Here is a 20204-nt window from a genome sequence, read left to right as displayed (position 1 = left end):
CGGCCCCCGCGCCTCGAAGGCGCGGGGGCCGGTCCACGGCACACGACCCGGTCAGAGAGCGGCCGGGTCCTCCTCGGCGAGGAGGTTGCGGGTGCGGTTGGCGTCCAGCGGGATGCCGGGGCCCATCGTGGTGCTGATGGCGGCCTTCTTGATGTAGCGGCCCTTGGCGGCGGACGGCTTCAGACGCATGATCTCGTCCAGCGCGGCGCCGTAGTTCTCGACCAGCTGCTGCTCACCGAACGACGTCTTGCCGATGATGAAGTGCAGGTTCGAGTGCTTGTCGACGCGGAACTCGATCTTGCCGCCCTTGATGTCGGTGACGGCCTTGGCGACGTCGGGGGTGACGGTGCCGGTCTTCGGGTTCGGCATCAGACCACGGGGACCGAGGACACGGCCCAGGCGGCCGACCTTGCCCATGAGGTCCGGGGTGGCGACGACGGCGTCGAAGTCCAGACGGCCCTTCGCCACCTCGTCGATCAGCTCGTCGGCGCCGACGATGTCGGCGCCCGCGGCACGCGCGGCCTCGGCACGGTCACCGGTCGCGAAGACCAGGACCCGGGCGGTCTTGCCGGTGCCGTGCGGAAGGTTCACGGTGCCACGGACCATCTGGTCGGCCTTGCGCGGGTCGACGCCCAGACGGAAGGCCACCTCGACGGTGCTGTCGAACTTGGTGGTGGAGGTCTCCTTGGCGAGACGGACCGCCTCGAGGGGGGCGTACACACGCTCCCGGTCGATCTTGCTGTCCGCAGCGCGGAGAGACTTGCTGCGCTTGCTCACTGCTGCTCCTGTGTGTCTTGAGGAGTCGTGGTGCGGGCCGAGCCGGCCCTGCCACGTGTCTGCCGGTGTGGAGTGGTGCGGGGGCTGTGTCAGCCCTCGACCGTGATGCCCATGGAACGCGCGGTGCCGGCGATGATCTTCTCGGCGGCGTCCAGGTCGTTCGCGTTCAGGTCGGGCAGCTTGGTCGTGGCGATCTCGCGGACCTGGTCACGCGTCAGCTTCGCGACCTTGGTCTTGTGCGGCTCGCCGGAGCCCTTCTCCACACCCGCGGCCTTCAGGATCATGCGGGAGGCCGGCGGCGTCTTGGTGATGAAGGTGAAGGAACGGTCCTCGTAGACCGTGATCTCCACCGGGATCACCCAGCCACGCTGCGACTCGGTCGCCGCGTTGTAGGCCTTGCAGAACTCCATGATGTTGACGCCGTGCTGGCCGAGCGCCGGGCCGACGGGCGGGGCCGGGTTGGCCGCACCTGCGTTGATCTGGAGCTTGATAAGCCCCGTGACCTTCTTCTTCTTGGGAGGCATTGCTCTCTCCGGGTCCTAGTGAGAGTGTTCCTGCCTGCGAGCAGGCATACCGCACGATTTTAGCGGTGTGCCGCCGAAACCCGGAAACCGGCAGGTCAGACCGTCCTCCGGAGACCTTTTAGCGGCGCGCGCGCCCGGCGGCGGCCGGCAGCCCGGCCGCGTTCCCCGGCACGCGAAAGAGCCCCTGCTCAGCGCGGGAACGCTGGAGGCAGGGGCCCTTTCGGAAGATCGTCCGGCTAGTTCTTCTGGATCTGGTCGAAGCTGAGCTCGACCGGCGTCTCGCGGCCGAAGATCTCGACGAGGCCCTTGACCTTCTTGGAGTCCGGGTTGATCTCGTTGATCGTGGCCTGGAGGGTCGCGAAGGGGCCGTCGGTGACCGTGACCGAGTCGCCGACCTCGAAGTCCAGCACCTGGACCTCGACCTTGCGCTTGGTGACGCCGCCCTCGCCGCCCTCGGCGGTCGCGGCCTGCTCCTCGACCTCGGGAGCGAGCATCTTGGTGACCTCGTCCAGCGTCAGCGGGTACGGGTCGTAGGCGTTGCCGACGAAGCCGGTGACGCCGGGCGTGTTGCGGACGACGCCCCAGGACTCGTTCGTCAGGTCCATGCGCACCAGCACGTAGCCGGGGAGCTTGTTCTGACGGACGGTGCGGCGGTCGCCGTTCTTGATCTGGACGACTTCTTCCTGGGGCACTTCGGCCTGGTAGATGTAGTCCTCGACGTTCAGCGAGACGGCGCGCTGCTCCAGGTTGGACTTCACGCGGTTCTCGTAGCCGGCGTAGGTGTGGATGACGTACCACTCGCCGGGCAGGGCACGCAGCTCGTCACGGAAGGCCGCCACCGGGTCCACCGGGGCCTGCTCCTCCGCGGTCTTCTCGTCCTCGCCCTCGACGGCCGCCGTCTCGTCCACGTCCTCGTCGACGACCTGCACCGCGTCCTGCTCGGCCGGCTCACCGGCGGCCTGGTCAGCAGCCTCGGCCTGGTCGATGTCGCCGTCGGCGGCCTCGACGATGTCGAGCGCGGTGTCGTCGCCCTCGACGGTCTCGTCGGCGTCGTACAGGTTCGGGTCAGACACGGTCGCTGCTTCTTCCTTCAAGATGTGGAACAGGCGGTCGGGCACCACGGGTGCCCTCCGCGAGGGGAATCACCCGAAGATGTACGAGACGCCCTTGTTGAGTCCCCAGTCAATCACGGTCACGAGCGCGATGATGACCACAACGAAGACAATCACCACGCTGGTGTACGTGCTGAGCTCGCTGCGCGTCGGCCAGACGACCTTGCGGAGCTCCGCCACGATCTGGCGGTAGAAGAGCGCGAGGCGGGCCAGGGGGCCCTTCTTCCCGCGCTTGCCGCCGCGACGGGCCTTCTTGGAGCCGTCGTCCGCGGAGCCGTCATCAGGACGACCGCTTTCAGGTGTTGCGGTCGAGCCCAGGGCTTCCGTCACTCGTCCTCACCTGAATCCGATTGATTGCCTGTACAACGAAGAAGCGTGTGCCTGCGAACAGCAGGGCCGGAGGGACTCGAACCCCCAACCGCTGGTTTTGGAGACCAGTGCTCTACCAATTGAGCTACGACCCTTCGAGTGTCCCCCAACGTACCGCATCCGGCCGAGTGCACGATGTGCACAGGCAAGATCGGCTCGTGGGGGCCATCGACGGATGAGTGTACGTGTTCCGGGCCCGGCCGTCGAATGCGTTGCGTGTTCGGCGCGCTTCGGCTCGGTTCTGCCCGGAACGTGAACTCGTGTGCCCGGGCCCCCCGCGGTCTGCGACGATGCAGACATGACCGCAGCAAATGAACGACGCGTGTCGGCCCGCATCGGGTCGATCTCCGAGTCCGCGACGCTCGCCGTGGACGCCAAGGCCAAAGCGCTCAAGGCCGCCGGGCGACCGGTCATCGGCTTCGGTGCCGGCGAGCCCGACTTCCCCACGCCCGACTACATCGTCGAGGCGGCCGTGGAGGCGTGCCGCAATCCGAAGTACCACCGCTACACCCCGGCCGGCGGGCTGCCGGAGCTGAAGGCCGCGATCGCCGCCAAGACGCTGCGCGACTCCGGCTACGAGGTCGACGCCTCCCAGATCCTGGTCACCAACGGCGGCAAGCAGGCCATCTACGAGGCCTTCGCCGCCATCCTGGACCCGGGCGACGAGGTCATCGTCCCGGCCCCGTACTGGACGACCTACCCGGAGTCGATCCGGCTGGCCGGCGGTGTCCCGGTCGAGGTCGTCGCCGACGAGACGACCGGCTACCGGGTCACCGTCGAGCAGCTGGAGGCCGCGCGCACCGAGAACACCAAGGTCGTGCTCTTCGTGTCGCCGTCCAACCCGACCGGCGCGGTCTACAGCGAGGCCGAGACCGAGGCCATCGGCCGCTGGGCCGTCGAGCACGGCCTGTGGGTGCTGACCGACGAGATCTACGAGCACCTGGTGTACGGCGGCGCCTCCGCGGTCTCGATGCCGGCGGTCCTGCCCCAACTGCGCGACAAGTGCATCGTGGTCAACGGCGTCGCCAAGACGTACGCCATGACCGGCTGGCGGGTCGGGTGGGTCATCGGCCCCAAGGACGTGGTCAAGGCCGCGACCAACCTGCAGTCGCACGCCACCTCGAATGTGAGCAACGTCGCACAGGCCGCCGCCCTGGCCGCCGTCTCCGGCGACCTGGAGGCCGTGGCGAGGATGCGCGAGGCCTTCGACCGGCGCCGGCAGACCATCGTGCGGATGCTCAACGAGATCCCGGGCGTGGTGTGCCCCGAACCCGAGGGCGCGTTCTACGTGTACCCGTCGGTCAAGGGCGTGCTCGGCAAGGAGATCCGCGGCAGGCGGCCGCAGAGCTCCGTGGAGCTCGCCGAGCTGATCCTGGAGGACGCGGAGGTCGCGGTCGTCCCGGGCGAGGCCTTCGGCACCCCGGGCTACCTGCGGCTGTCGTACGCGCTCGGTGACGAGGACCTGGTCGAGGGCGTGGCCCGGATCCAGAAGCTGCTGGGCGAGGCCAGGGCCTGACGCATCGGCGCTGTCGCGGGCCCCGGCCGGTTCGGCCGGGGCCCGCGCGCGTGTGCGGGCAAGCCCTCGTTCGGGGAAAGCGCTACCGGCACCCCGGGGCAGTGCGGCAGGATCTCTGAATGGCACGCGATGTTTCCCTCCTCCCCAAGGCGCACCTGCACCTGCACTTCACCGGCTCGATGCGGCCCGCGACCCTGATGGAACTGGCCCAGAAGTACGGGGTGCACCTCCCCGAGGCCCTGACCTCCGGCGAGCCGCCCAGCCTCCGCGCGACCGACGAGCGCGGCTGGTTCCGCTTCCAGCGCCTGTACGACATCGCGCGGTCGGTGCTCCGCACCCCCGAGGACATCCGGCGGCTGGTGCGGGAGGCGGCGGAGGAGGACGCCAGGGACGGTTCGGGGTGGTTGGAGATACAGGTCGACCCGACCTCGTACGCGCCCCGGCTGGGCGGGCTGATCCCGGCCATGGAGATCATCCTGGACGCGGTGGAGACCGCCTCCCGCGACACCGGTGTGGGCATGGCCGTGGTCGTCGCCGCCAACCGCACCAAGCACCCGCTGGACGCCCGCACGCTGGCCCGGCTCGCGGTGCGCTACGCCGGCCACGGCGTGGTCGGCTTCGGGCTCTCCAACGACGAACGGCGGGGCCTGGCACGGGACTTCGACCGGGCCTTCGCCATCGCCCGGGAGGGCGGCCTGCTGGCGGCCCCGCACGGCGGCGAGCTGGCCGGGGCGAGCAGCGTCCGCGACTGTCTGGACGACCTGCACGCGAGCCGGGTCGGGCACGGCGTCCGGGCCGCGGAGGACCCGCGGCTGATGGCCAGGCTCGCCGAGCGCGGCGTGACCTGCGAGGTGTGCCCCGCCTCCAACGTCGCCCTGGGTGTCTACGAGGAGCCCGGGCAGGTGCCGCTGCGCACGCTCTTCGACGCCGGGGTGCCGATGGCCCTGGGCGCGGACGACCCGCTGCTGTTCGGCTCGCGGCTGGCCGCGCAGTACGAACTGGCACGCGGGGCGCACGGCTTCGGGGACGCCGAACTGGCCGAACTGGCCCGCCAGTCGGTGCGCGGCTCGGCGGCACCGGAGGGGGTGCGCACCAAGCTGCTGGCCGGCATCGACGACTGGCTCGCTCACTGATCCGGGGCGATCCCGGACAGCACGGTGCGGGCGATGGCGGCGGCGAACTCCTCCAGCGGCTGGTCGTCGACGGGTTCGCCCAGGTAGCAGTTGAGGAAGCCGCGCTGGTAGCAGGCGCCGAGGAGCAGCGCGGCGGCCGCGTCGGTGTCGGCGTCGGCGCGGATGCGGCCGCCCGCGCGCTCCGCGCGCAGGTAGCGGGAGAGCGCGCGCAGCGGGACGACCGGGCCGCGGTCCAGCGGGCGCAGGGCCTCGCGGTGCCGGGCCAGCAAGGCGGGTTCGGCGAAGAGCGAGGCGGCGATCGGCACGCTGGACTCGTAGAACAGCACGGCGGTGCGCGCGATGTCGGCCAGGCAGCTCTCGACGCTGCGGCCGCCGGGGTCCGCGGTCAGCTCGGCCATCAGCGGTCCGAGCCGGGGCGCCCGCTCCGCCAGGACGTGGACGAAGAGCTCCTCCTTGTTGGCGAAGTGCTTGTAGAGCGCGGCCTCTGAGCAGCCGGCCGCCTTGGCGATCTCCTTGGTGGTCGTCCTGGCGAGGCCGATCGTGCGCATCAGGCGGTCGGCGGCGTCCAGAATTCGCTGCCGGGTGGGCGTTGACTCGGGGGTGAGCATGCACTCACCCTAGTAGTGAGTGAATACTCACCCACCTCTCACTCGGGGAGATCAGCGATGGAGCTCACGGTGTTCGGAGCGACCGGCGGCATCGGGCAGGAGATCGTGCGGCAGGCACTGGCGCAGGGCCACGGTGTGACCGCGGTGGTGCGCGACCCGGCCCGGCTGCCGGTGACCGGTACCGGCCTGCGGGTCGTCACCACGGGGCTGACCGACCCCGAACCGCTGCGCACGGCGGTCGCCGGGCGGGACGCGGTGCTGTCCGGGCTCGGCCCGCGACGGCGGGGGGACGCGGGGATCGCCACCCGGATCACCCGTCCGGTACTGCGCGCCATGGAGGCCGAGGGCGTACGCCGCTTCGTCGCGGTCAGCGCGGCGCCGCTGGGTCCCGTGCCGGAGGGCGAGACGCTGTTCGGGCGGATCATGACGCCCGTGGTCTCCGGGCTGCTGCGGCCGGTCTACGACGACCTGCGGGAGATGGAGGACGAGATGCGCCGCAGCGCGACCGACTGGACCGCCGTCCGGCCGCCGAAGCTCAACGACAAGCCGCTGACCGGGGTCTACCGGACGGCCCTGGGCGCCAATCTGCGCGGCGGCCACAGCATCGGCCGGGCCGACGTGGCCCACGCGATGCTGGCCGCGATCGGCGACCCCGCGACCGTGAAGCAGGCCCTCGGCGTGGCGTACTGACCCCTGGCGACGCCCGGCCCCGCACGTCCGCTTCCCGCCCGCCGGGTCACTGCGGCATCGTTCCCGGTATGACACATGCGCCGCGCCTGGAGACGATCACCGTCGGCAACATCGACGCCGCGCTCGGCCTGCGCGTCCGGCCCGGACAGGAGCACCTGGTCGCGCCGGTCGTGAAGTCCCTCGCCGAGGCGTACGTCCATCAGGACACCGCCTGGCCGCGGCTGATCGTCGACGGCGGCCGGGCGGTCGGCTTCGTGATGGCCTTCCTGGACATCGACTGGACCGGCGACGGCACCGGCCGCGACGTGCGGTCCGGCCTGTGGCGGCTGCTCGTGGACGCGGACGAGCAGGGCCGCGGTTACGGCCGCTTCGCCGTCGCGGAGGTCGCCGCCGAGATCCGCCGCCGCGGCGGCACCCGGATGACCGTCACCTGGGTGCCCGGCCCGGGCGGCCCCGAGCGGTTCTACGCGGGCCTCGGCTTCCGCCTGACCGGGGAGACCAGCGGGGACCAGGTGGTCGGCGAGCTGGAGCTCGGCGGCCCGGGCTCCAGCCCGGCCCCGGTCAGAGGCTGACGCCCACCGTCACCGGCTCGTTGACCAGGACGACGCCGAAGGCCTCGTGGACGCCCGCGACGACCTCGCGGGCGAGGGCCAGCAGGTCGGCGGTGGTGGCGGAGCCGCGGTTGGTCAGGGCGAGGGTGTGCTTGGTGGAGATGCGGGCGGGACCGCTGCCGTAGCCCTTGGTGAAGCCGGCCTTGTCGATCAGCCAGGCCGCGGAGGTCTTGATGTGCCCGTCGCCCGAGGGGTAGGCGGGGGGCTCCGTGTCCGCGCCGAGGCGGTCGTGGACGCGGGCCAGGAAGTCGGCGTACCCGGCCTCCGTGAGGATCGGGTTGGTGAAGAAGGAGCCGGCCGACCAGGTGTCGTGGTCCTCCGGGTCCAGCACCATGCCCTTGCCGGAGCGCAGCTTCAGCACCGTCTCGCGAGCGGTGGCAAGCGCCACCCGCTCCCCGGCGCCGACCCCCAGGGCGCGGGCCACCTCGGCGTACTTCACGGGCGCGGACATGCCGTCGGCGTCCTCCAGCGCGAAGCGGACGCGCAGCACGACGTAGCGCGCCGGGTCCGCCTTGAAGCGGCTGTGGCGGTAGGAGAAGGCGCACCCGGCGTTGTCCAGCGTGACGGTCTCCCCCGCGACGCGGTCGTACGCGATCACCTCGGTGATCGTGCTCGCCACTTCCTGGCCGTACGCCCCCACGTTCTGGATCGGCGTGGCCCCGGCGGAGCCCGGGATGCCGGCCAGGCACTCCACGCCCGCCAGGCCCGCCTCGACGGTGCGGGCGACGGCATCGGTCCACACCTCACCGGCGGCCAGTTCCAGTGCGGTGCCGTGCAGTTCGAAGCCCTGGGTGGCGATGCGCAGCGCCGTTCCCGCGAAGCCCTCGTCGCCGATGACCAGGTTGCTGCCGCCGCCGATGACCAGCAGCGGTGTCCCGGACGCGTCGGCCTCCCGGACGGCCTCGACGACCTCGGCGTCGGTGGTCGCGGTCACCAGGCGGGCGGCGGGGCCGCCGAGGCGGAAGGTGGTCAGGGGCGCGAGCGGGGCGTCGTGGAGTACGTGCACGGCATTCAGGGTACGGGGCGGGCCGCGCCGGTCCGCGGCCCGGCCGCCCCGCACCCCGGGCGGCTAGAGCGCTTCGAGGATCGTGGCGTTGGCCAGGCCGCCCGCCTCGCACATGGTCTGCAGCCCGTAGCGCGCGCCGCGTGCCCGCATGGCGTGGACGAGGGTGGTCATGATCCGCGCGCCGCTGGCGCCGAGCGGGTGGCCGAGCGCGATGGCGCCGCCGTTGACGTTGACCTTGGCCGGGTCGGCGCCGGTCTCCTGCTGCCAGGCGAGGACGACGCTGGCGAAGGCCTCGTTGACCTCGAACAGGTCGATGTCCTCCAGGTTCAGTCCGGCACGGCGCAGGACCCGCTCGGTGGCCGGGATGACGCCGGTCAGCATGAGCAGCGGGTCGGAACCGGTGACGGCGAAGCTGTGCAGGCGCGCGAGCGGGCGCAGGCCGAGGCGTTCGGCGGTCTCACTGCTCATGATCAGCACGGCGGAGGCGCCGTCGTTGATCGGGCTGCTGTTGCCGGCGGTGACCGACCAGTCGATCTGCGGGAAGCGCTCGGTGTAGCCGGGGTGGGCGAAGGCGGGGCGGAGCCCGGCCAGGACCTCCGGGGTGGTCGCGGGGCGCACGGACTCGTCGGCGGTCAGCCCGGCGAGCGGCGCGACCTCCGCGTCGAAGGCGCCCGCCGCCCAGGCCGCGGCCGCCTTGCGGTGCGACTCGGTGGCGAAGACGTCCATGGCCTCGCGGCTCAGCGACCACTTGGCCGCGATCAGCTCGGCGCTGATGCCCTGCGGGATCAGCCCGCCGGGGAAGCGCTCGGCGATGCCGGGCCCGAACGGGTCGGAGCCGGGCAGCACGTTGGAGCCCATCGGCACCCGGCTCATCGACTCCACTCCGCAGGCCACGACGATGTCGTAGGCGCCCGCGATGACGCCCTGCGCGGCGAAGTGCACCGCCTGCTGCGAGGAACCGCACTGGCGGTCGACGGTGGTGGCCGGGACGGAGTCGGGGAAGCCGGCGGACAGCCAGGCCCAGCGCGTGGTGTTCATGGCCTGCTCGCCGACCTGGCCGACGGTGCCGCCGATGACGTCGTCCACCAATGCGGGGTCGATACCGCTACGGGTGACGAGCTCCGCGAGGGTGTGGGCGAGCAGCTCCACCGGGTGCGTCCCGGCGAGCGCCCCGCCGGGCTTGCCCTTGCCGATCGGGGTGCGGACGGCTTCGACGATGACGGCGTCACGCATGACGGTCGCCTCCTGGGTGAGGGTGGGGTTCCGGACGACGAGAGGGGCGGCGCGCGGCAACCGCTCCCGGCAGGTCGCCGGGCCGGACACCGGGTCCGCCGAGGGAGTTGATTTGAATCTCCAACTCACTCCCTACTCCAGAGTAGGACCAGTCGATTTGAAATCACAACCTGCCATGTGAGACTGGACCGGTGAGCCCGACCACAGCCCGCCCCGCCGTCCCCGGACGCCCCTGCTCCGCCGCCGCCGCGCTCCAGGTCGTCGGGGAGAAGTGGGCGCTGCTCGCGATGCGCGAGATCCTCTACGGCAACCACCGCTTCGACGTCATCGCCCGCAACACCGGCGCCCCGCGCGACCGGCTCACGGCGCGGCTGCGCGCGCTGGAGGAGGCGGGCGTCATCGAGCGCCGCGCCTACAGCGAGCGTCCGCCGCGCTACGAGTACCACCCCACCGCCGCCGGACGGGACCTCACCGAGGTGCTCCGCGCCCTGGTCAGGTGGGGCGACACATGGGTCCTCGACGAGCCGCCGGTCTCCTTCCGCCACCACGACCACCCCTTCGACCCCGTCGAGACCTGCCGCACCTGCGGGGAGACGGTGGCCGAGGGCACCCTCTCGCTCACCCTCAACACCCCGGACTGGGACCACGCCGGCCCCGTGGGCTGAAGTCCGCGGCCGAGTCCGCCGGCGAACGCCGTGCGGCCCCGCCCCCGCACCGGGGACGGGGCCGCACGCGCGCCGGTGTCACTGCTCGGCGCCCACCAGAAGCCGCGCGTCCCCGGCCGCGCCCGCCTTCCCGGCCGCCGCCGCGGAGCGCCGCCCCGGTACGAGGAGCGCCGCGACCGCGCCGACAGCGACCGCCGCCGCGCCGACCCAGAGGGCGGGGGTGATGCCGTCCACGAAGCGGGTCGCGGACTCGTAGCCGCCCTGGGCGGAGAAGACCGCCGCCAGACTGGCCACGCCGAGCGCGCCGCCGACCTCGCGCAGGGCGTTGTTGGCGCCCGAGGCGATGCCCTGCTCCTCGGGGCGGACGCTGCTCATGACGATGTTGGCGCTGGGCGCGAAGTACAGAGCCATGCCGACACCGCTCACGACGAGCGCCGGGATCTGCGCTCCGTAGGACACGCCGGGCTCGATGACCAGGGCGAAGAGCCCGAGCCCGACCGCCTGCAGGGCGAGTCCCGCCGCGACGACCGGGCGGCCGCCGATCCGGTCGGAGAGAAAGCCCGCGATCGGCGCCACGATCATCGGCATGCCGGTCCAGGGCAGCATCCGCAGCCCCGCCTCGGTCGGGGAGTAGCCCGCCACGCCCTGCAGGAACTGGCTGAGCAGGAAGATCGACCCGAACATCCCGAGGAACATCAGCAGGCTGGCCGTGTTGATCGCGGCGAACGCGCGGCTGCGGAACAGCCGCATCGGCAGGATCGGGTTGCGGGCCCGCATGCCGTGCCGCACGAAGAGGGCGAGCAGGACGCCGCCCGCGATCAGGCCGCCGAGCACCGGCCCGCTGGTCCAGCCGTCGGCGTTGCCGCGGACCAGGGCGTAGACGATCCCGAAGAGGCCACCGCTGGCGAGCAGCGTGCCGGGCACGTCCAGCCGCGGGTTGGGGCCGCGGCTCTCCGCCAGGCGCAGCCGGGCGAGCGGGATGAGCAGCAGACCGAGCGGGACGTTGACCCAGAAGATCCACTGCCAGGAGATGTGCTCGGTCAGCGAGCCGCCGATCAGCGGCCCGGCGGCGACCGCGAGGCCGTTGACCGCGCCCCAGATGCCGAAGACCATGCCGCGCCGCTGCGGCGGCACCGCGGCCGACAGCAGGGTGAGGGTGAGCGGCATGAGGATGGCCGCGCCGACGCCCTGGACCGCGCGGGCCGCGATCAGCTCCCCCATGCCCGGCGCGAGCGCGGCACCCGCGGAGGCCGTGGAGAAGATCCCGAGGCCTACCAGGAACATCCGGCGCCGTCCGAAGCGGTCGCCGAGGGCCGCGCCGAACATGAGGAGGACGGCGAAGGTGAGCGTGTAGGCGCTCACCGTCCATTCCAGGTCCTCCAGGGCGCCGCCCAGGTCCTTGCGGATGGAGGGCAGCGCGGTGGTGACGACGAGGTTGTCCAGCGCGGCCATGAAGCCGGCGACGCTGGTGACGAGCAGGGCCCAGCCGACGCCCCCGCGTCCCGCGGGGGCGTCCTGCCGCTGTTCTTGCTGTGCCGGTTCCATGATTCCGTCCCCCAAGCAATTTAGTAATTGATCAATAACTTTCGCGGACAGACGTCCGCCCGCCGGGATCCGGCCCGCGCGGTCCGCCGGCCGTTCCCCTCCTTGTGCGTGCTCAGTGCGCGCCGCCCGGGGGCTTGTCCGGGAAGCGGTCGCCGTACAGCTCCTCGACGCCCGCCCAGCAGCGCGACTCCGGTGGGACACCGAGCGCGACCAGGACGTTCACCAGCATGCCGGTGCCGAAGAACTCGGCCGTCTCCCGCTCGCTCACCCCGGTACGGGCCGCGACGTACTCCCACAACCCCATCCAGCCGCTGCGGCAGGCGTCCCGGATCTCCTCGTCGTCGACGGAGGCCACGTACATCTGCAGCTGCATCCGCAGGATGTCGCCGCCCGAGATGAGCTCCTGGTACGAGCCGCACATCGCCTCGAAGGCCTCGCCGCCCTCCAGACCCTGCGCCGCCTTCTCGAAATGCCCCTCGATGGACTGCAGGCACCGTTCGAGCACGGCCAGGAACAGCGCCTTCTTGTTCGGGAAGAGCCGGAAGAGGTACGGCTGCGACACGCCCATGCGCTTGGCGATGACGCCGGTGGAGGTGCCGTGGAAGCCACTCATGCCGAACTCCGTCATCGCGGCGCGCACGGCCGCCTCGCGGCGCTCGTCCGCGCTCATCCGCATTCCGTCGCTCGCCATGGTCAGTAAGTTATCAGTCACTAACTACGCGGGGCAAGAGGGGAGGCGGCGGGACCTCCCGCCGCCTCCCCCCTCGAACGCCGCTTCCGGCTACGCCAGCCGGACCACCGCACGGGACATGCCCAGCACCTTCTGCCCGGCACTGACGGCCGTCAGATCCACCCGCACCGTGCGCTCCCCGTCGTCCAGCTTTGCCGCGACCTTGGCGCTGACCTCGATGAGCGCGCCCTCGTCGTCGTCGGGCACCACGACCGGCTTGGTGAAGCGCACCCCGTAGTCGACGACCGCGCCCGGGTCGCCCGTCCAGTCGGTGACCACCCGGATCGCCGAGGCCATGGTGAACATGCCGTGCGCGATGACGTCCGGCAGGCCCACCTCCTTGGCGAACCGCTCGTTCCAGTGGATCGGGTTGAAGTCGCCCGAGGCACCCGCGTACTGCACGAGTGTGGCGCGATTCACGGGGAAGGACCGCGCCGGCAGCTCGGTGCCGACCTCGACCTCGTCGTAGGAGATCTTCGCAGTCATCAGCTCACTCACCCTCCGGCGCGCGCGCCACCAGCTTCGTCAGCGCCGTCACCACGTGCTCGCCGCTCTCGTCGTGAGCCTCGCCACGGACGTCGATGACATCGTTGCCCGCGAGCGACTTGATCGCGTCGATCGCGACCGTCACCGACAGCCGGTCACCGGCGCGCACCGGACGGGTGTACTCGAACCGCTGGTCGCCGTGGACGACCCGCTCGTAGTCGAGGCCCAGTTCCGGGTCGAGGATGACCTGCATCGAGGCCTTGTAGGTCATCACGAAGGCGAAGGTCGGCGGGGCGATCACATCGGGGTGCCCGAGCGCCTTGGCGGCCTCGGGGTCGAGGTAGACCGGGTTCGGGTCGCCGATCGCCTCGGCGAACTCGCGGATCTTCTCCCGGCCGACCTCGTACGGAGCGGTGGGGGGATAGGTCCGCCCCACGAACGACTGGTCCAGCGCCATCGGCACCTCCTGGAGCTGTGGTGGTTCTTGGTCCAACAACGCCGCGAGGCCGCCCCTGCAGTACAGGGACGGCCTCGTCGGTCCTACTACGGCCTGTGTCAGCGCGTCTCGCGATGCGCGGTGTGCGCGTTGCAGCGCGGGCAGTGCTTCTTCATCTCAAGACGGTCCGGGTCGTTGCGCCGGTTCTTCTTGGTGATGTAGTTCCGCTCCTTGCACTCCACGCAGGCCAGCGTGATCTTCGGGCGGACGTCGGTGGCGGCCACGTGAGTGCTCCTTGACGAACGGTAATAAGGTTTCGAACACGGAAAGAGTAGCCGATTGAGGGACCGATCCCACAATCGGCTACGCAAGGTAGCGGCGACCGGACTTGAACCGGTGACACAGCGATTATGAGCCGCTTGCTCTACCGACTGAGCTACGCCGCTTCGATGAGGAGATCACCCGCCCGAAGGCGGGTCACCTGATCATCAGAGCCCCAATACGGAATCGAACCGTAGACCTTCTCCTTACCATGGAGACGCTCTGCCGACTGAGCTATTGGGGCGAGCGAGGAAGACATTACACGGTCCGCCGCCGAAGGTGAAATCCGTATCTAGTGGGCACCGGCCGCGTCCCCCGGGCGGCGGCCACGCGCCACCCACCCGGTGCCGTACGTCACTTGACGGCACCAGTACGACTATTCGCTCTTCCCGGACGGATCGGGCACCGGCCCCTAGGCTCGGATCCGCGTGATCTTGCCTCCGGCCCCGAGGAGCGCGATGACCGACAGCCAGCCGCAACAGCCCGCCGACCCGCTCCGCGGCGAATCCGCCCCGGCGCCCGCACTCCTGCTCTGCGGGGGCCGCCTCGCCGACGGCCGGACGGTCGACGTGCGCCTGGCCGGGCCGCGGATCGAGGCCGTCGGCACCGCGGGCAGCCTCACCGGTGACGGACAGACACCCCGCGTCGACCTGGCCGGCTATCTGTTGCTGCCCGCACCCGCCGAACCGCACGCCCACCTCGACACCGCCCTGACCGCGGACTGCGCCGGGCCGCCGTCCTACGAGGGCGAGGAGGTCCAGCGCCGGGTGACCGAGGCGGCCCTCCTGCAGCTCGGGCACGGCGTGACCGCGGTGCGGGCCCACGCGCGGATCGGCGACGTGCAGGGGCTGCGCGCGGTCGAGGCCGTCCTCCAGGCCCGGCGCGCCCTGCGCGGGCTGATCGAGGTGCAGGCCGTCGCCGTGCCCCGGGTGCTCACCGGTGCCGCCGGCGCGGACAGCCTCGCGATGCTCCACGACGCGCTGAAGATGGGGGCCGGCGTGGTGGGCGGCTGCCCCGACCTGGACCCCGACCCCTCCGGGTACGCGGAGGCGGTGCTCGGCGTCGCCGCGGAGTACGGGCTCCCCGTCGACCTGCACACCGACGCGGCCGACCCCGCCCGGCTCTCCCGGCTCGCCGCCATGGCCGGCGGCCTGCGCCCCGGGGTCACCCTGGGGCCGTGCGGGGGTCTGGCCCTGCAGGGAGCCGACACCGTCACCCGGCTCGCCGGGCAACTCGCGGCCGCCGGGGTCTCGCTGACCGCCCTGCCGCAGGGCGGCTGCGGCGCCATGGAGTCCGTGCGCCGGGGCACCACCGCCCCGGTGCGCGCGCTGCGCGCGGCCGGGGTGCGCGTCGCCGCGGGCAGCGGGGCGCTGCGCGACCTCACCAACCCGGTGGGCCGGGGCGACCCCCTGGAGGCCGCGTTCCTGCTCGCGTCGCACGGCGAGTGCTCCCCCGCGGAGGCCTACGACGCGATCAGCCGCGAGGCCCGGGCCGTCATGGGCCTGCCCGAGGTGCGGGTCGAGGCGGGCTTCCCCGCGGAACTGCTGGCGGTGCGCGCCGAGCGGCTGGAGAACGCGCTGTCGCTCGCGTACAGCCGGGTCGTGATCCACCGCGGGAGGGTGGTCTCGCGCACCAGTGCGGTCCGCGAGTTCACCGACACGCTCGCGCTCGACCTGCCACGTCAGTCCCGGAGCCGCCGAGATCCGGCATGAGCCGTCCGGCGGGCGTACGGTCGGTGGCATGCGCACTGTGATCGCTGGTGGACATGGACAGATCGCGCTGCGGCTGGAGCGGCTGCTCGCCGGGCGCGGTGACGAGGTGGCGGGCATCATCCGCAAGCCCGAACAGGCCGCGGCGCTGAGAGAGGCCGGCGCGGAGCCGGTCGTCCTGGACCTGGAGGCGGCCTCGGTCGACGAGGTCGCGGAGGTCCTGCGGGACGCCGACGCGGTGGTCTTCGCCGCCGGCGCGGGACCCGGCAGCGGCGTCGCGCGCAAGGAGTCCGTCGACCGGGACGCGGCCGTGCTGCTCGCCGACGCGGCCGAACGCGCGGGCGTGCGCCGCTATCTGATGGTCTCGTCGATGGGCGCCGACTCCGATCCCCGGCCGGGCACCGACGACACCTTCGCCGCCTATCTCAAGGCCAAGGGCGCCGCCGACGCGGCGGTGCGGCACCGTGCCGCCCTCGACTGGACCGTCCTGCGGCCCGGCCTGCTCACCACCGACCCGGGCACCGGCCGGGTGCGGCTCGCCGCGTCCACCGGCTACGGGTCGGTGACCCGCGACGACGTCGCCGCGGTCCTGGCCGAACTCCTGGACACCCCGTCGACGGCCGGCCTGACACTGGAACTGATCGGTGGTCACACCCCGGTGCCGGTCGCGGTCAAGGACGTCGCCGGCAACTGAGCGTCACTTCATTCGTTTGGCCGTCACAGTGAGCAACCCCCTGTGGCGGCCTCTTGAATGGCCTCATCAGTCTCATTTCGGCCGTAGCGGAACGCTGCGGCGTGCCACGAAAGAGGTGTCCGATGAGGCGTATCGAACGATCGGGTCAGGACGACACTCCGCCCGGCATATCCCGCACAGGCCGCCGCCATCGCTGGCGGCGGCTCGTCGTCCTGGCGCTCGCCCCCCTGCTGGCGCTGACCGCCACCGGCGCGACCGCCCAGGGCGTGTGGCTGACCCTCCCCTCCATCCCCACGGCCCGTTCGGGCCACGCGGCGGCGACGGCGCCGTGCCCGGGCGGACTGCAGAAGGCGTGCGTGTACGTGTTCGGCGGGCAGCTCACTGCCGGTGGCCTGCGCAACGAGTTCGAGGCCTTCAACCCGGTCACCAACGCCTGGGCCACCCTGCCCCCGCTGCCCACGCCGCGCAGCGGCCTCGCGGGCCGCGGGGCGCCCTGCCCGGGCGGACTCGACGACGGGTGCGTGTACGCCATCGGCGGGACCGACGGCACCACGCCGCTGAAGACCGTGGAGGCGTACAGCCCGGCCACCAACGCCTGGGCCACCCTCCCCGACCTGCCCACCGCCCGTGAGGACCTCGCCGCGGCGAAGGCGCCCTGCCCGACCGGGCTCGGCCTGCGCGGCACCTGTGTGTACGCGATCGGCGGCCGGAACGCGAGCGGCCCCCTCACCACGGTGGAGGCGTACAGCCCGGCCACCGAGACCTGGGCCACCCTGCGTGACCTGCCCGTCGCCCGCACCGACCTCGGCGCCGTGGGTGCCCCCTGTCCTCCCGGCCTCGGCCTGCACGGCGGCTGCGTCTACGCCATCGACGGCACGGGCAACGGCTCGGTGACGGTCTACAGCCCGGTCACGAACGCGTGGGTGACGCTCCCCGCGCTCCCGGTCTCGCACGGCGACCGCCCTGCGGTGGTCGCGGCTCCCTGCCCGGGCGGACTGCCGGGCGGCTGCGTGTACGTCATCGGCGGCACCAGCGCGGGTGTGCTGCTGCGCGCCGTGCACGCGTACAGCCCGGTGGCCAACTCCTGGGTGACCCTGCCGCTGACGCCCACCCCGCACCGGCGGACCGCCGGCACGGTGGCGCCGTGCCCCAAGGAGTCCGCGAGCCCCTGCGTGTACGTCGTCGGCGGGCTGCCCGACAACGGGGGCGTGGCGGGTGCGGCGACCGAGGCCTTCGCGGTCGAGCACCACCTCCAGCGTCCCGGCGGACCCGGAGGACCCGGGGGACCCGGCGGGCCTCGCGGATGAACGGGCCCACCAACCTCGTGCCTGCGCCCCTCGACACACCTTTGCGCTCCGCCTGTTCGAGCACGTACCCCGCAACTGCCCTCGGGGGCGCGGCAGCAGCCGCGTCCCGCCATGGAAGAGGTAATCGATGAGGCGCATCCGACGGTCCGGGCCCGGGTCGGGACCCCGGTCCGCGACCGCCCCGGCCGGCCATCTCAGGCGCCGCCGGCGGCTCGCCGGGCTCGCCGGCCTTGTCCTGGCCCCGCTCCTCGCGCTGGTGCCCACGGGCGCGACGGCGGACGGCGTATGGCTGGACATCCCCCCGCTGCAGACCCCGCGCGCGGAGCTCGCGGCCGCACCCGCACCCTGCCCGCCGGGCTTGCGGCAGACCTGCGTGTACGCCTTCGGAGGCCGTGACGCGGGAGGGCTGACCCACACCCTCGAGGCGTACAGTCCCGCCACCAACGCCTGGATCACCCTGGCCCCGCTGCCCACGGCGCGCACCGGGCTGGCGGGCAAGGCGGCTCCGTGCCCGGAGGCCGTGAAGAAGAAGACGTGCGTGTACGCCGTCGGCGGCTCCGTCGATCGCAGTGTCGTGGGCACGGTGGAGGCCTACAACCCGGCCGCCAACACCTGGATCGACATCCCCCCGCTGCCCACCCCCCGCAGCGACCTGGGCGCGGCACCGGCGCTCTGCCCCGAGGGGTACGGCCTGCGCGGCGCCTGCGTGTACGCCGTCGGGGGCAGGACGGACACGGACGCGGCAGTGGGCACGGTGGAGGCCTACAGTCCGGCAACCGGCACTTGGGCCACCCTGCACGACCTGCCCACGCCGCGGGCCGGGCTCGCCGTCGCCTCCGCGCCGTGTCCCGAGGCGCCCGGGCTGCGCGGACTGTGCGTGTACGCGTTCGGAGGGCGTGACGACGCCGGGATCAGCCTGCGGACGGTCGAGGTCTACAGCCCCGTCACCAACGCCTGGCTCACCTTGCGGCCGCTGCCCACCGCCCGCGACAGCTTCGCCGTCGCGCCGGCGCCCTGCTCGGACGGACCGCGCGGACGGTGCCTCTACGTCTTCGGCGGCGTCCAGAGAACGGGCGTGGCGCCGGACCGCCTCCTGGACACCGTCCAGGCCTACAGCCCGGTGGCAGACACCTGGTCGATCCTGCCTCCGTTGCGGATCGCCCGTTCCCACCTGGCGGTCGCCTCCGCGGCGTGCCCCAAGACGTCGAAGGGGGTCTGCCTCTATCCCCTCGGCGGATTCGTCACGACCGGTCCTCCTTTCGTCCTCACGGACACGGCGGAGGCCTTCGCCATCAAGCACGAACTCCCGCCGGCCCGCCCGACGCTGGGCGAGCGTCCGTACGGCGGCGGTGGCGGCGGCGGCGGGAGGCCCGACGCCGCACAGGGCGGCGGCCGGGAGCAGGCGGGCCGGAACGAGCAGGCCGGCGGCCGTCCGGGCGGCGGCTGGAACGACAACGGTCCCCGGCAGAGCACCCGCGACGGCCTCGGCCAGGGCAACGACCGCACCGAGACCGGCCAGAACGATCTGGACGACGCCGGCACCGGCCGCTCAGGGCCCCCAGCGGGCTGACGGGAACACCCTTCGGGCCGGCGCCTCCCCAGGTGCCGGCCCGCGGTCCGTCAGGGGTGACGCGTCCTCACCGGCCGTGCCCGCCCGGGTCCGCGGCCCGGTCACGGCGGCATCCCCGGAATAGTAGCTGCGGACATAATATCCGCATACAGTATCTCGTATGAAGCTCGACTACACGCCCGGCTATCTGGTGTGGCGGCTGTCCATGAAGTGGCGCGCCGCCGTCGACCGCGCGGTCGGCCCGCTCGGCCTCACCCACGCGCAGTACTCGCTCCTGGCGTCGCTGTACGGCATGACCCGCGGCGGGACGCGCCCCAGCCAGCGCCAGCTCGCCGACCACACGGGCCTGGAACCGATCTTCGTCTCGAAGCTCGTCCGCACCCTGGAGGCGGCCGGCCTCGTACGCCGCGACGCCCACCCCGACGACGCCCGCGCGGTCCAGCTCACCCTCACCGACGAGGGCGCCGACGTGGCCGTCCGGGCGGTCGCGGTCGTACGGAAACTCCACGAGGAACTGACCGCACCCCTCGGCGGACCGGGCGCCGCGCCCACCGCCGAGTTCACGCACGCCCTGCACACCCTCCTCGGCACCGACGACAGGAGCAGGAGCACGTCCGTAACCCCCGCCCCCACCCCCCTGACCGGCCAGGACATCGGCAGCGCCCACCACTCGACCCGCGCCGTGCTCGACGTGCTCCTCCAGCGGCACGGACTCGACCTCGGCCAGTGGGCCGCGCTGCGCACCCTCGCCACCCGCGGCGAGGCCCTCGGCCGCCCCGACCTGGAACGGGTGCTGACCGAGAGCCGCGCCTTCACGCCCGAGGCCTCGAGCACCCTCGCCGACCGCCTCACCGATGCAGGGCTCGCCACCGCCGACGCCTCCGGCGCCCTTACCCCCACCCCCCGGGGCGACGCCCTCCACGCGGAGATCACCGAGGCCCTGGCGGTCGTCACCGACCGCATCTACGGCCGCCTCGACCCCGCCGACCTGGCCACCACCCAGCGCACGCTCGCACTGATCACCGAACGGGCACGCGAGCTGCACGACGAGTTCCAGGCCTCCTCTTCTAGACGAGTCTGTCCGAATGCGTTCAGTGGTCGAAGGCGGTCAGTGAGCGGCTGACCGCCTGGCCGGTCTGGAAGTTGTGCCAGATCGCTGCGG

General features: G+C 72.5%; 21 protein-coding genes, 3 tRNA genes and 1 pseudogene. 10 read left to right on the top strand and 15 right to left on the bottom strand.

Going from position 1 to position 20204, the window contains the following annotated elements:
* Window positions 1-51 precede the first annotated feature (51 nt).
* The 5 genes from rplA to ACIP98_RS30265 all read right to left on the bottom strand — a co-directional run bounded on the left by rplA (window position 52) and on the right by ACIP98_RS30265 (window position 2877).
* Complete coding sequence (gene rplA / locus ACIP98_RS30285) at window positions 52-777, bottom strand: 50S ribosomal protein L1 (RefSeq protein WP_319658470.1); 726 nt, start codon at window positions 775-777, stop codon at window positions 52-54.
* Between the two features lie 89 nt (window positions 778-866).
* A complete protein-coding gene (rplK, locus tag ACIP98_RS30280) occupies window positions 867-1301 on the bottom strand; it encodes a 50S ribosomal protein L11 (protein ID WP_319135229.1) in 435 nt (144 codons plus the stop codon).
* A gap of 236 nt (window positions 1302-1537) precedes the next feature.
* A complete protein-coding gene (gene nusG, locus ACIP98_RS30275; protein WP_319658469.1) occupies window positions 1538-2374 on the bottom strand; it encodes a transcription termination/antitermination protein NusG in 837 nt (278 codons plus the stop codon).
* A 69-nt stretch (window positions 2375-2443) separates the two neighbouring features.
* Window positions 2444-2743, bottom strand: coding sequence for a preprotein translocase subunit SecE (secE, locus tag ACIP98_RS30270; protein ID WP_319658468.1), 300 nt, complete (start codon window positions 2741-2743; stop codon window positions 2444-2446).
* A 61-nt stretch (window positions 2744-2804) separates the two neighbouring features.
* A tRNA-Trp gene (locus ACIP98_RS30265) sits at window positions 2805-2877 on the bottom strand.
* A gap of 203 nt (window positions 2878-3080) precedes the next feature.
* On the opposite strand from ACIP98_RS30265, the gene ACIP98_RS30260 reads away from it, so the two are divergent.
* Together ACIP98_RS30260 and ACIP98_RS30255 are read left to right on the top strand one after the other, a co-directional pair.
* Window positions 3081-4298, top strand: a complete 1218-nt coding sequence (locus ACIP98_RS30260; protein ID WP_401978981.1) for a pyridoxal phosphate-dependent aminotransferase — start codon at window positions 3081-3083, stop codon at window positions 4296-4298.
* A 119-nt stretch (window positions 4299-4417) separates the two neighbouring features.
* On the top strand, window positions 4418-5431 hold the full coding sequence (locus tag ACIP98_RS30255; protein WP_319658466.1) for an adenosine deaminase: 1014 nt from the start codon (window positions 4418-4420) through the stop codon (window positions 5429-5431).
* Here the strand turns inward: ACIP98_RS30255 and ACIP98_RS30250 are convergent.
* Window positions 5425-6039 carry a TetR/AcrR family transcriptional regulator gene (locus tag ACIP98_RS30250; protein ID WP_319658465.1) on the bottom strand — a complete coding sequence of 205 codons (615 nt, stop codon included), beginning with the start codon at window positions 6037-6039 and terminating at the stop codon, window positions 5425-5427. The genes ACIP98_RS30255 and ACIP98_RS30250 overlap by 7 nt on opposite strands.
* 57 nt (window positions 6040-6096) lie before the next feature.
* Here ACIP98_RS30250 and ACIP98_RS30245 point away from each other — a divergent pair, with 57 nt between their 5' ends.
* Together ACIP98_RS30245 and ACIP98_RS30240 are read left to right on the top strand one after the other, a co-directional pair.
* Complete coding sequence (locus ACIP98_RS30245; protein WP_319658464.1) at window positions 6097-6729, top strand: NAD(P)H-binding protein; 633 nt, start codon at window positions 6097-6099, stop codon at window positions 6727-6729.
* 68 nt (window positions 6730-6797) lie between these two features.
* The gene (locus tag ACIP98_RS30240; RefSeq protein WP_401978979.1) at window positions 6798-7301 is read left to right on the top strand and encodes a GNAT family N-acetyltransferase; all 504 of its coding nucleotides are present in this window, start codon (window positions 6798-6800) and stop codon (window positions 7299-7301) included.
* Here the strand turns inward: ACIP98_RS30240 and ACIP98_RS30235 are convergent.
* Entirely contained in the window at window positions 7291-8346 is a 1056-nt protein-coding gene (locus ACIP98_RS30235) for a UDP-N-acetylmuramate dehydrogenase (protein ID WP_401978977.1), read from the bottom strand. The two genes, ACIP98_RS30240 and ACIP98_RS30235, sit on opposite strands and share 11 nt — an antisense overlap.
* Window positions 8347-8409: 63 nt before the next feature.
* A complete protein-coding gene (locus tag ACIP98_RS30230; RefSeq protein WP_401978976.1) occupies window positions 8410-9579 on the bottom strand; it encodes a thiolase family protein in 1170 nt (389 codons plus the stop codon).
* A gap of 191 nt (window positions 9580-9770) precedes the next feature.
* Here ACIP98_RS30230 and ACIP98_RS30225 point away from each other — a divergent pair, with 191 nt between their 5' ends.
* On the top strand, window positions 9771-10244 hold the full coding sequence (locus ACIP98_RS30225) for a helix-turn-helix domain-containing protein (protein ID WP_319658460.1): 474 nt from the start codon (window positions 9771-9773) through the stop codon (window positions 10242-10244).
* 78 nt (window positions 10245-10322) lie between these two features.
* Here the strand turns inward: ACIP98_RS30225 and ACIP98_RS30220 are convergent, their stop codons facing one another.
* From ACIP98_RS30220 to ACIP98_RS30190, 7 genes are all read right to left on the bottom strand, one after another.
* Window positions 10323-11789, bottom strand: a complete 1467-nt coding sequence (locus tag ACIP98_RS30220; RefSeq protein ID WP_401978975.1) for a DHA2 family efflux MFS transporter permease subunit — start codon at window positions 11787-11789, stop codon at window positions 10323-10325.
* Between the two features lie 112 nt (window positions 11790-11901).
* Window positions 11902-12480 (bottom strand): TetR/AcrR family transcriptional regulator, encoded by a 579-nt coding sequence (locus ACIP98_RS30215; protein WP_319658458.1) that lies wholly within the window; start codon window positions 12478-12480, stop codon window positions 11902-11904.
* 90 nt (window positions 12481-12570) lie between these two features.
* Window positions 12571-13005, bottom strand: a complete 435-nt coding sequence (locus tag ACIP98_RS30210; protein ID WP_319658457.1) for a MaoC family dehydratase — start codon at window positions 13003-13005, stop codon at window positions 12571-12573.
* Between the two features lie 4 nt (window positions 13006-13009).
* The gene (locus ACIP98_RS30205; protein ID WP_319658456.1) at window positions 13010-13462 is read right to left on the bottom strand and encodes a MaoC family dehydratase N-terminal domain-containing protein; all 453 of its coding nucleotides are present in this window, start codon (window positions 13460-13462) and stop codon (window positions 13010-13012) included.
* A gap of 98 nt (window positions 13463-13560) precedes the next feature.
* A complete protein-coding gene (rpmG, locus tag ACIP98_RS30200) occupies window positions 13561-13725 on the bottom strand; it encodes a 50S ribosomal protein L33 (protein ID WP_004571794.1) in 165 nt (54 codons plus the stop codon).
* 89 nt (window positions 13726-13814) lie between these two features.
* Window positions 13815-13887: transfer RNA gene (locus ACIP98_RS30195), tRNA-Met, on the bottom strand.
* A gap of 46 nt (window positions 13888-13933) precedes the next feature.
* Window positions 13934-14006: transfer RNA gene (locus tag ACIP98_RS30190), tRNA-Thr, on the bottom strand.
* A 214-nt stretch (window positions 14007-14220) separates the two neighbouring features.
* Between ACIP98_RS30190 and ACIP98_RS30185 the strand changes: the two genes are divergently transcribed.
* From ACIP98_RS30185 to ACIP98_RS30165, 5 genes and pseudogenes are all read left to right on the top strand, one after another.
* A complete protein-coding gene (locus ACIP98_RS30185; RefSeq protein WP_319658455.1) occupies window positions 14221-15474 on the top strand; it encodes an amidohydrolase family protein in 1254 nt (417 codons plus the stop codon).
* Window positions 15475-15502: 28 nt separating this feature from the next.
* On the top strand, window positions 15503-16165 hold the full coding sequence (locus tag ACIP98_RS30180; protein ID WP_319658454.1) for an SDR family oxidoreductase: 663 nt from the start codon (window positions 15503-15505) through the stop codon (window positions 16163-16165).
* 122 nt (window positions 16166-16287) lie between these two features.
* On the top strand, window positions 16288-17472 hold the full coding sequence (locus ACIP98_RS30175; RefSeq protein ID WP_401978972.1) for a Kelch repeat-containing protein: 1185 nt from the start codon (window positions 16288-16290) through the stop codon (window positions 17470-17472).
* Between the two features lie 127 nt (window positions 17473-17599).
* A complete protein-coding gene (locus ACIP98_RS30170; RefSeq protein ID WP_401978970.1) occupies window positions 17600-19042 on the top strand; it encodes a Kelch repeat-containing protein in 1443 nt (480 codons plus the stop codon).
* A gap of 160 nt (window positions 19043-19202) precedes the next feature.
* Window positions 19203-19634: pseudogene (locus ACIP98_RS30165) on the top strand (MarR family winged helix-turn-helix transcriptional regulator); the annotation flags it as partial.
* Window positions 19635-20204: the final 570 nt, after the last annotated feature.

The sequence above is a fragment of the Streptomyces sp. NPDC088354 genome (assembly GCF_044753585.1).
Lineage (GTDB): Bacteria > Actinomycetota > Actinomycetes > Streptomycetales > Streptomycetaceae > Actinacidiphila.
The sequence above is the reverse complement of the archived record's forward strand: the minus strand, read 5'-3'. Positions and strand labels throughout refer to the sequence as shown.

Excerpts from the sequence above, each read along its gene's own strand:
- rplK (WP_319135229.1), bottom strand. The coding sequence starts at position 1,301 with ATGCCTCCCAAGAAGAAGAAGGTCACGGGGCTTATCAAGCTCCAGATC.
- ACIP98_RS30260 (WP_401978981.1), top strand. The coding sequence starts at position 3,081 with ATGACCGCAGCAAATGAACGACGCGTGTCGGCCCGCATCGGGTCGATC.
- ACIP98_RS30255 (WP_319658466.1), top strand. The coding sequence starts at position 4,418 with ATGGCACGCGATGTTTCCCTCCTCCCCAAGGCGCACCTGCACCTGCAC.
- ACIP98_RS30250 (WP_319658465.1), bottom strand. The coding sequence starts at position 6,039 with ATGCTCACCCCCGAGTCAACGCCCACCCGGCAGCGAATTCTGGACGCC.
- ACIP98_RS30245 (WP_319658464.1), top strand. The coding sequence starts at position 6,097 with ATGGAGCTCACGGTGTTCGGAGCGACCGGCGGCATCGGGCAGGAGATC.
- ACIP98_RS30240 (WP_401978979.1), top strand. The coding sequence starts at position 6,798 with ATGACACATGCGCCGCGCCTGGAGACGATCACCGTCGGCAACATCGAC.
- ACIP98_RS30230 (WP_401978976.1), bottom strand. The coding sequence starts at position 9,579 with ATGCGTGACGCCGTCATCGTCGAAGCCGTCCGCACCCCGATCGGCAAG.
- ACIP98_RS30220 (WP_401978975.1), bottom strand. The coding sequence starts at position 11,789 with ATGGAACCGGCACAGCAAGAACAGCGGCAGGACGCCCCCGCGGGACGC.
- ACIP98_RS30215 (WP_319658458.1), bottom strand. The coding sequence starts at position 12,480 with ATGGCGAGCGACGGAATGCGGATGAGCGCGGACGAGCGCCGCGAGGCG.
- ACIP98_RS30210 (WP_319658457.1), bottom strand. The coding sequence starts at position 13,005 with ATGACTGCGAAGATCTCCTACGACGAGGTCGAGGTCGGCACCGAGCTG.
- ACIP98_RS30205 (WP_319658456.1), bottom strand. The coding sequence starts at position 13,462 with ATGGCGCTGGACCAGTCGTTCGTGGGGCGGACCTATCCCCCCACCGCT.
- ACIP98_RS30185 (WP_319658455.1), top strand. The coding sequence starts at position 14,221 with ATGACCGACAGCCAGCCGCAACAGCCCGCCGACCCGCTCCGCGGCGAA.
- ACIP98_RS30180 (WP_319658454.1), top strand. The coding sequence starts at position 15,503 with ATGCGCACTGTGATCGCTGGTGGACATGGACAGATCGCGCTGCGGCTG.
- ACIP98_RS30175 (WP_401978972.1), top strand. The coding sequence starts at position 16,288 with ATGAGGCGTATCGAACGATCGGGTCAGGACGACACTCCGCCCGGCATA.
- ACIP98_RS30170 (WP_401978970.1), top strand. The coding sequence starts at position 17,600 with ATGAGGCGCATCCGACGGTCCGGGCCCGGGTCGGGACCCCGGTCCGCG.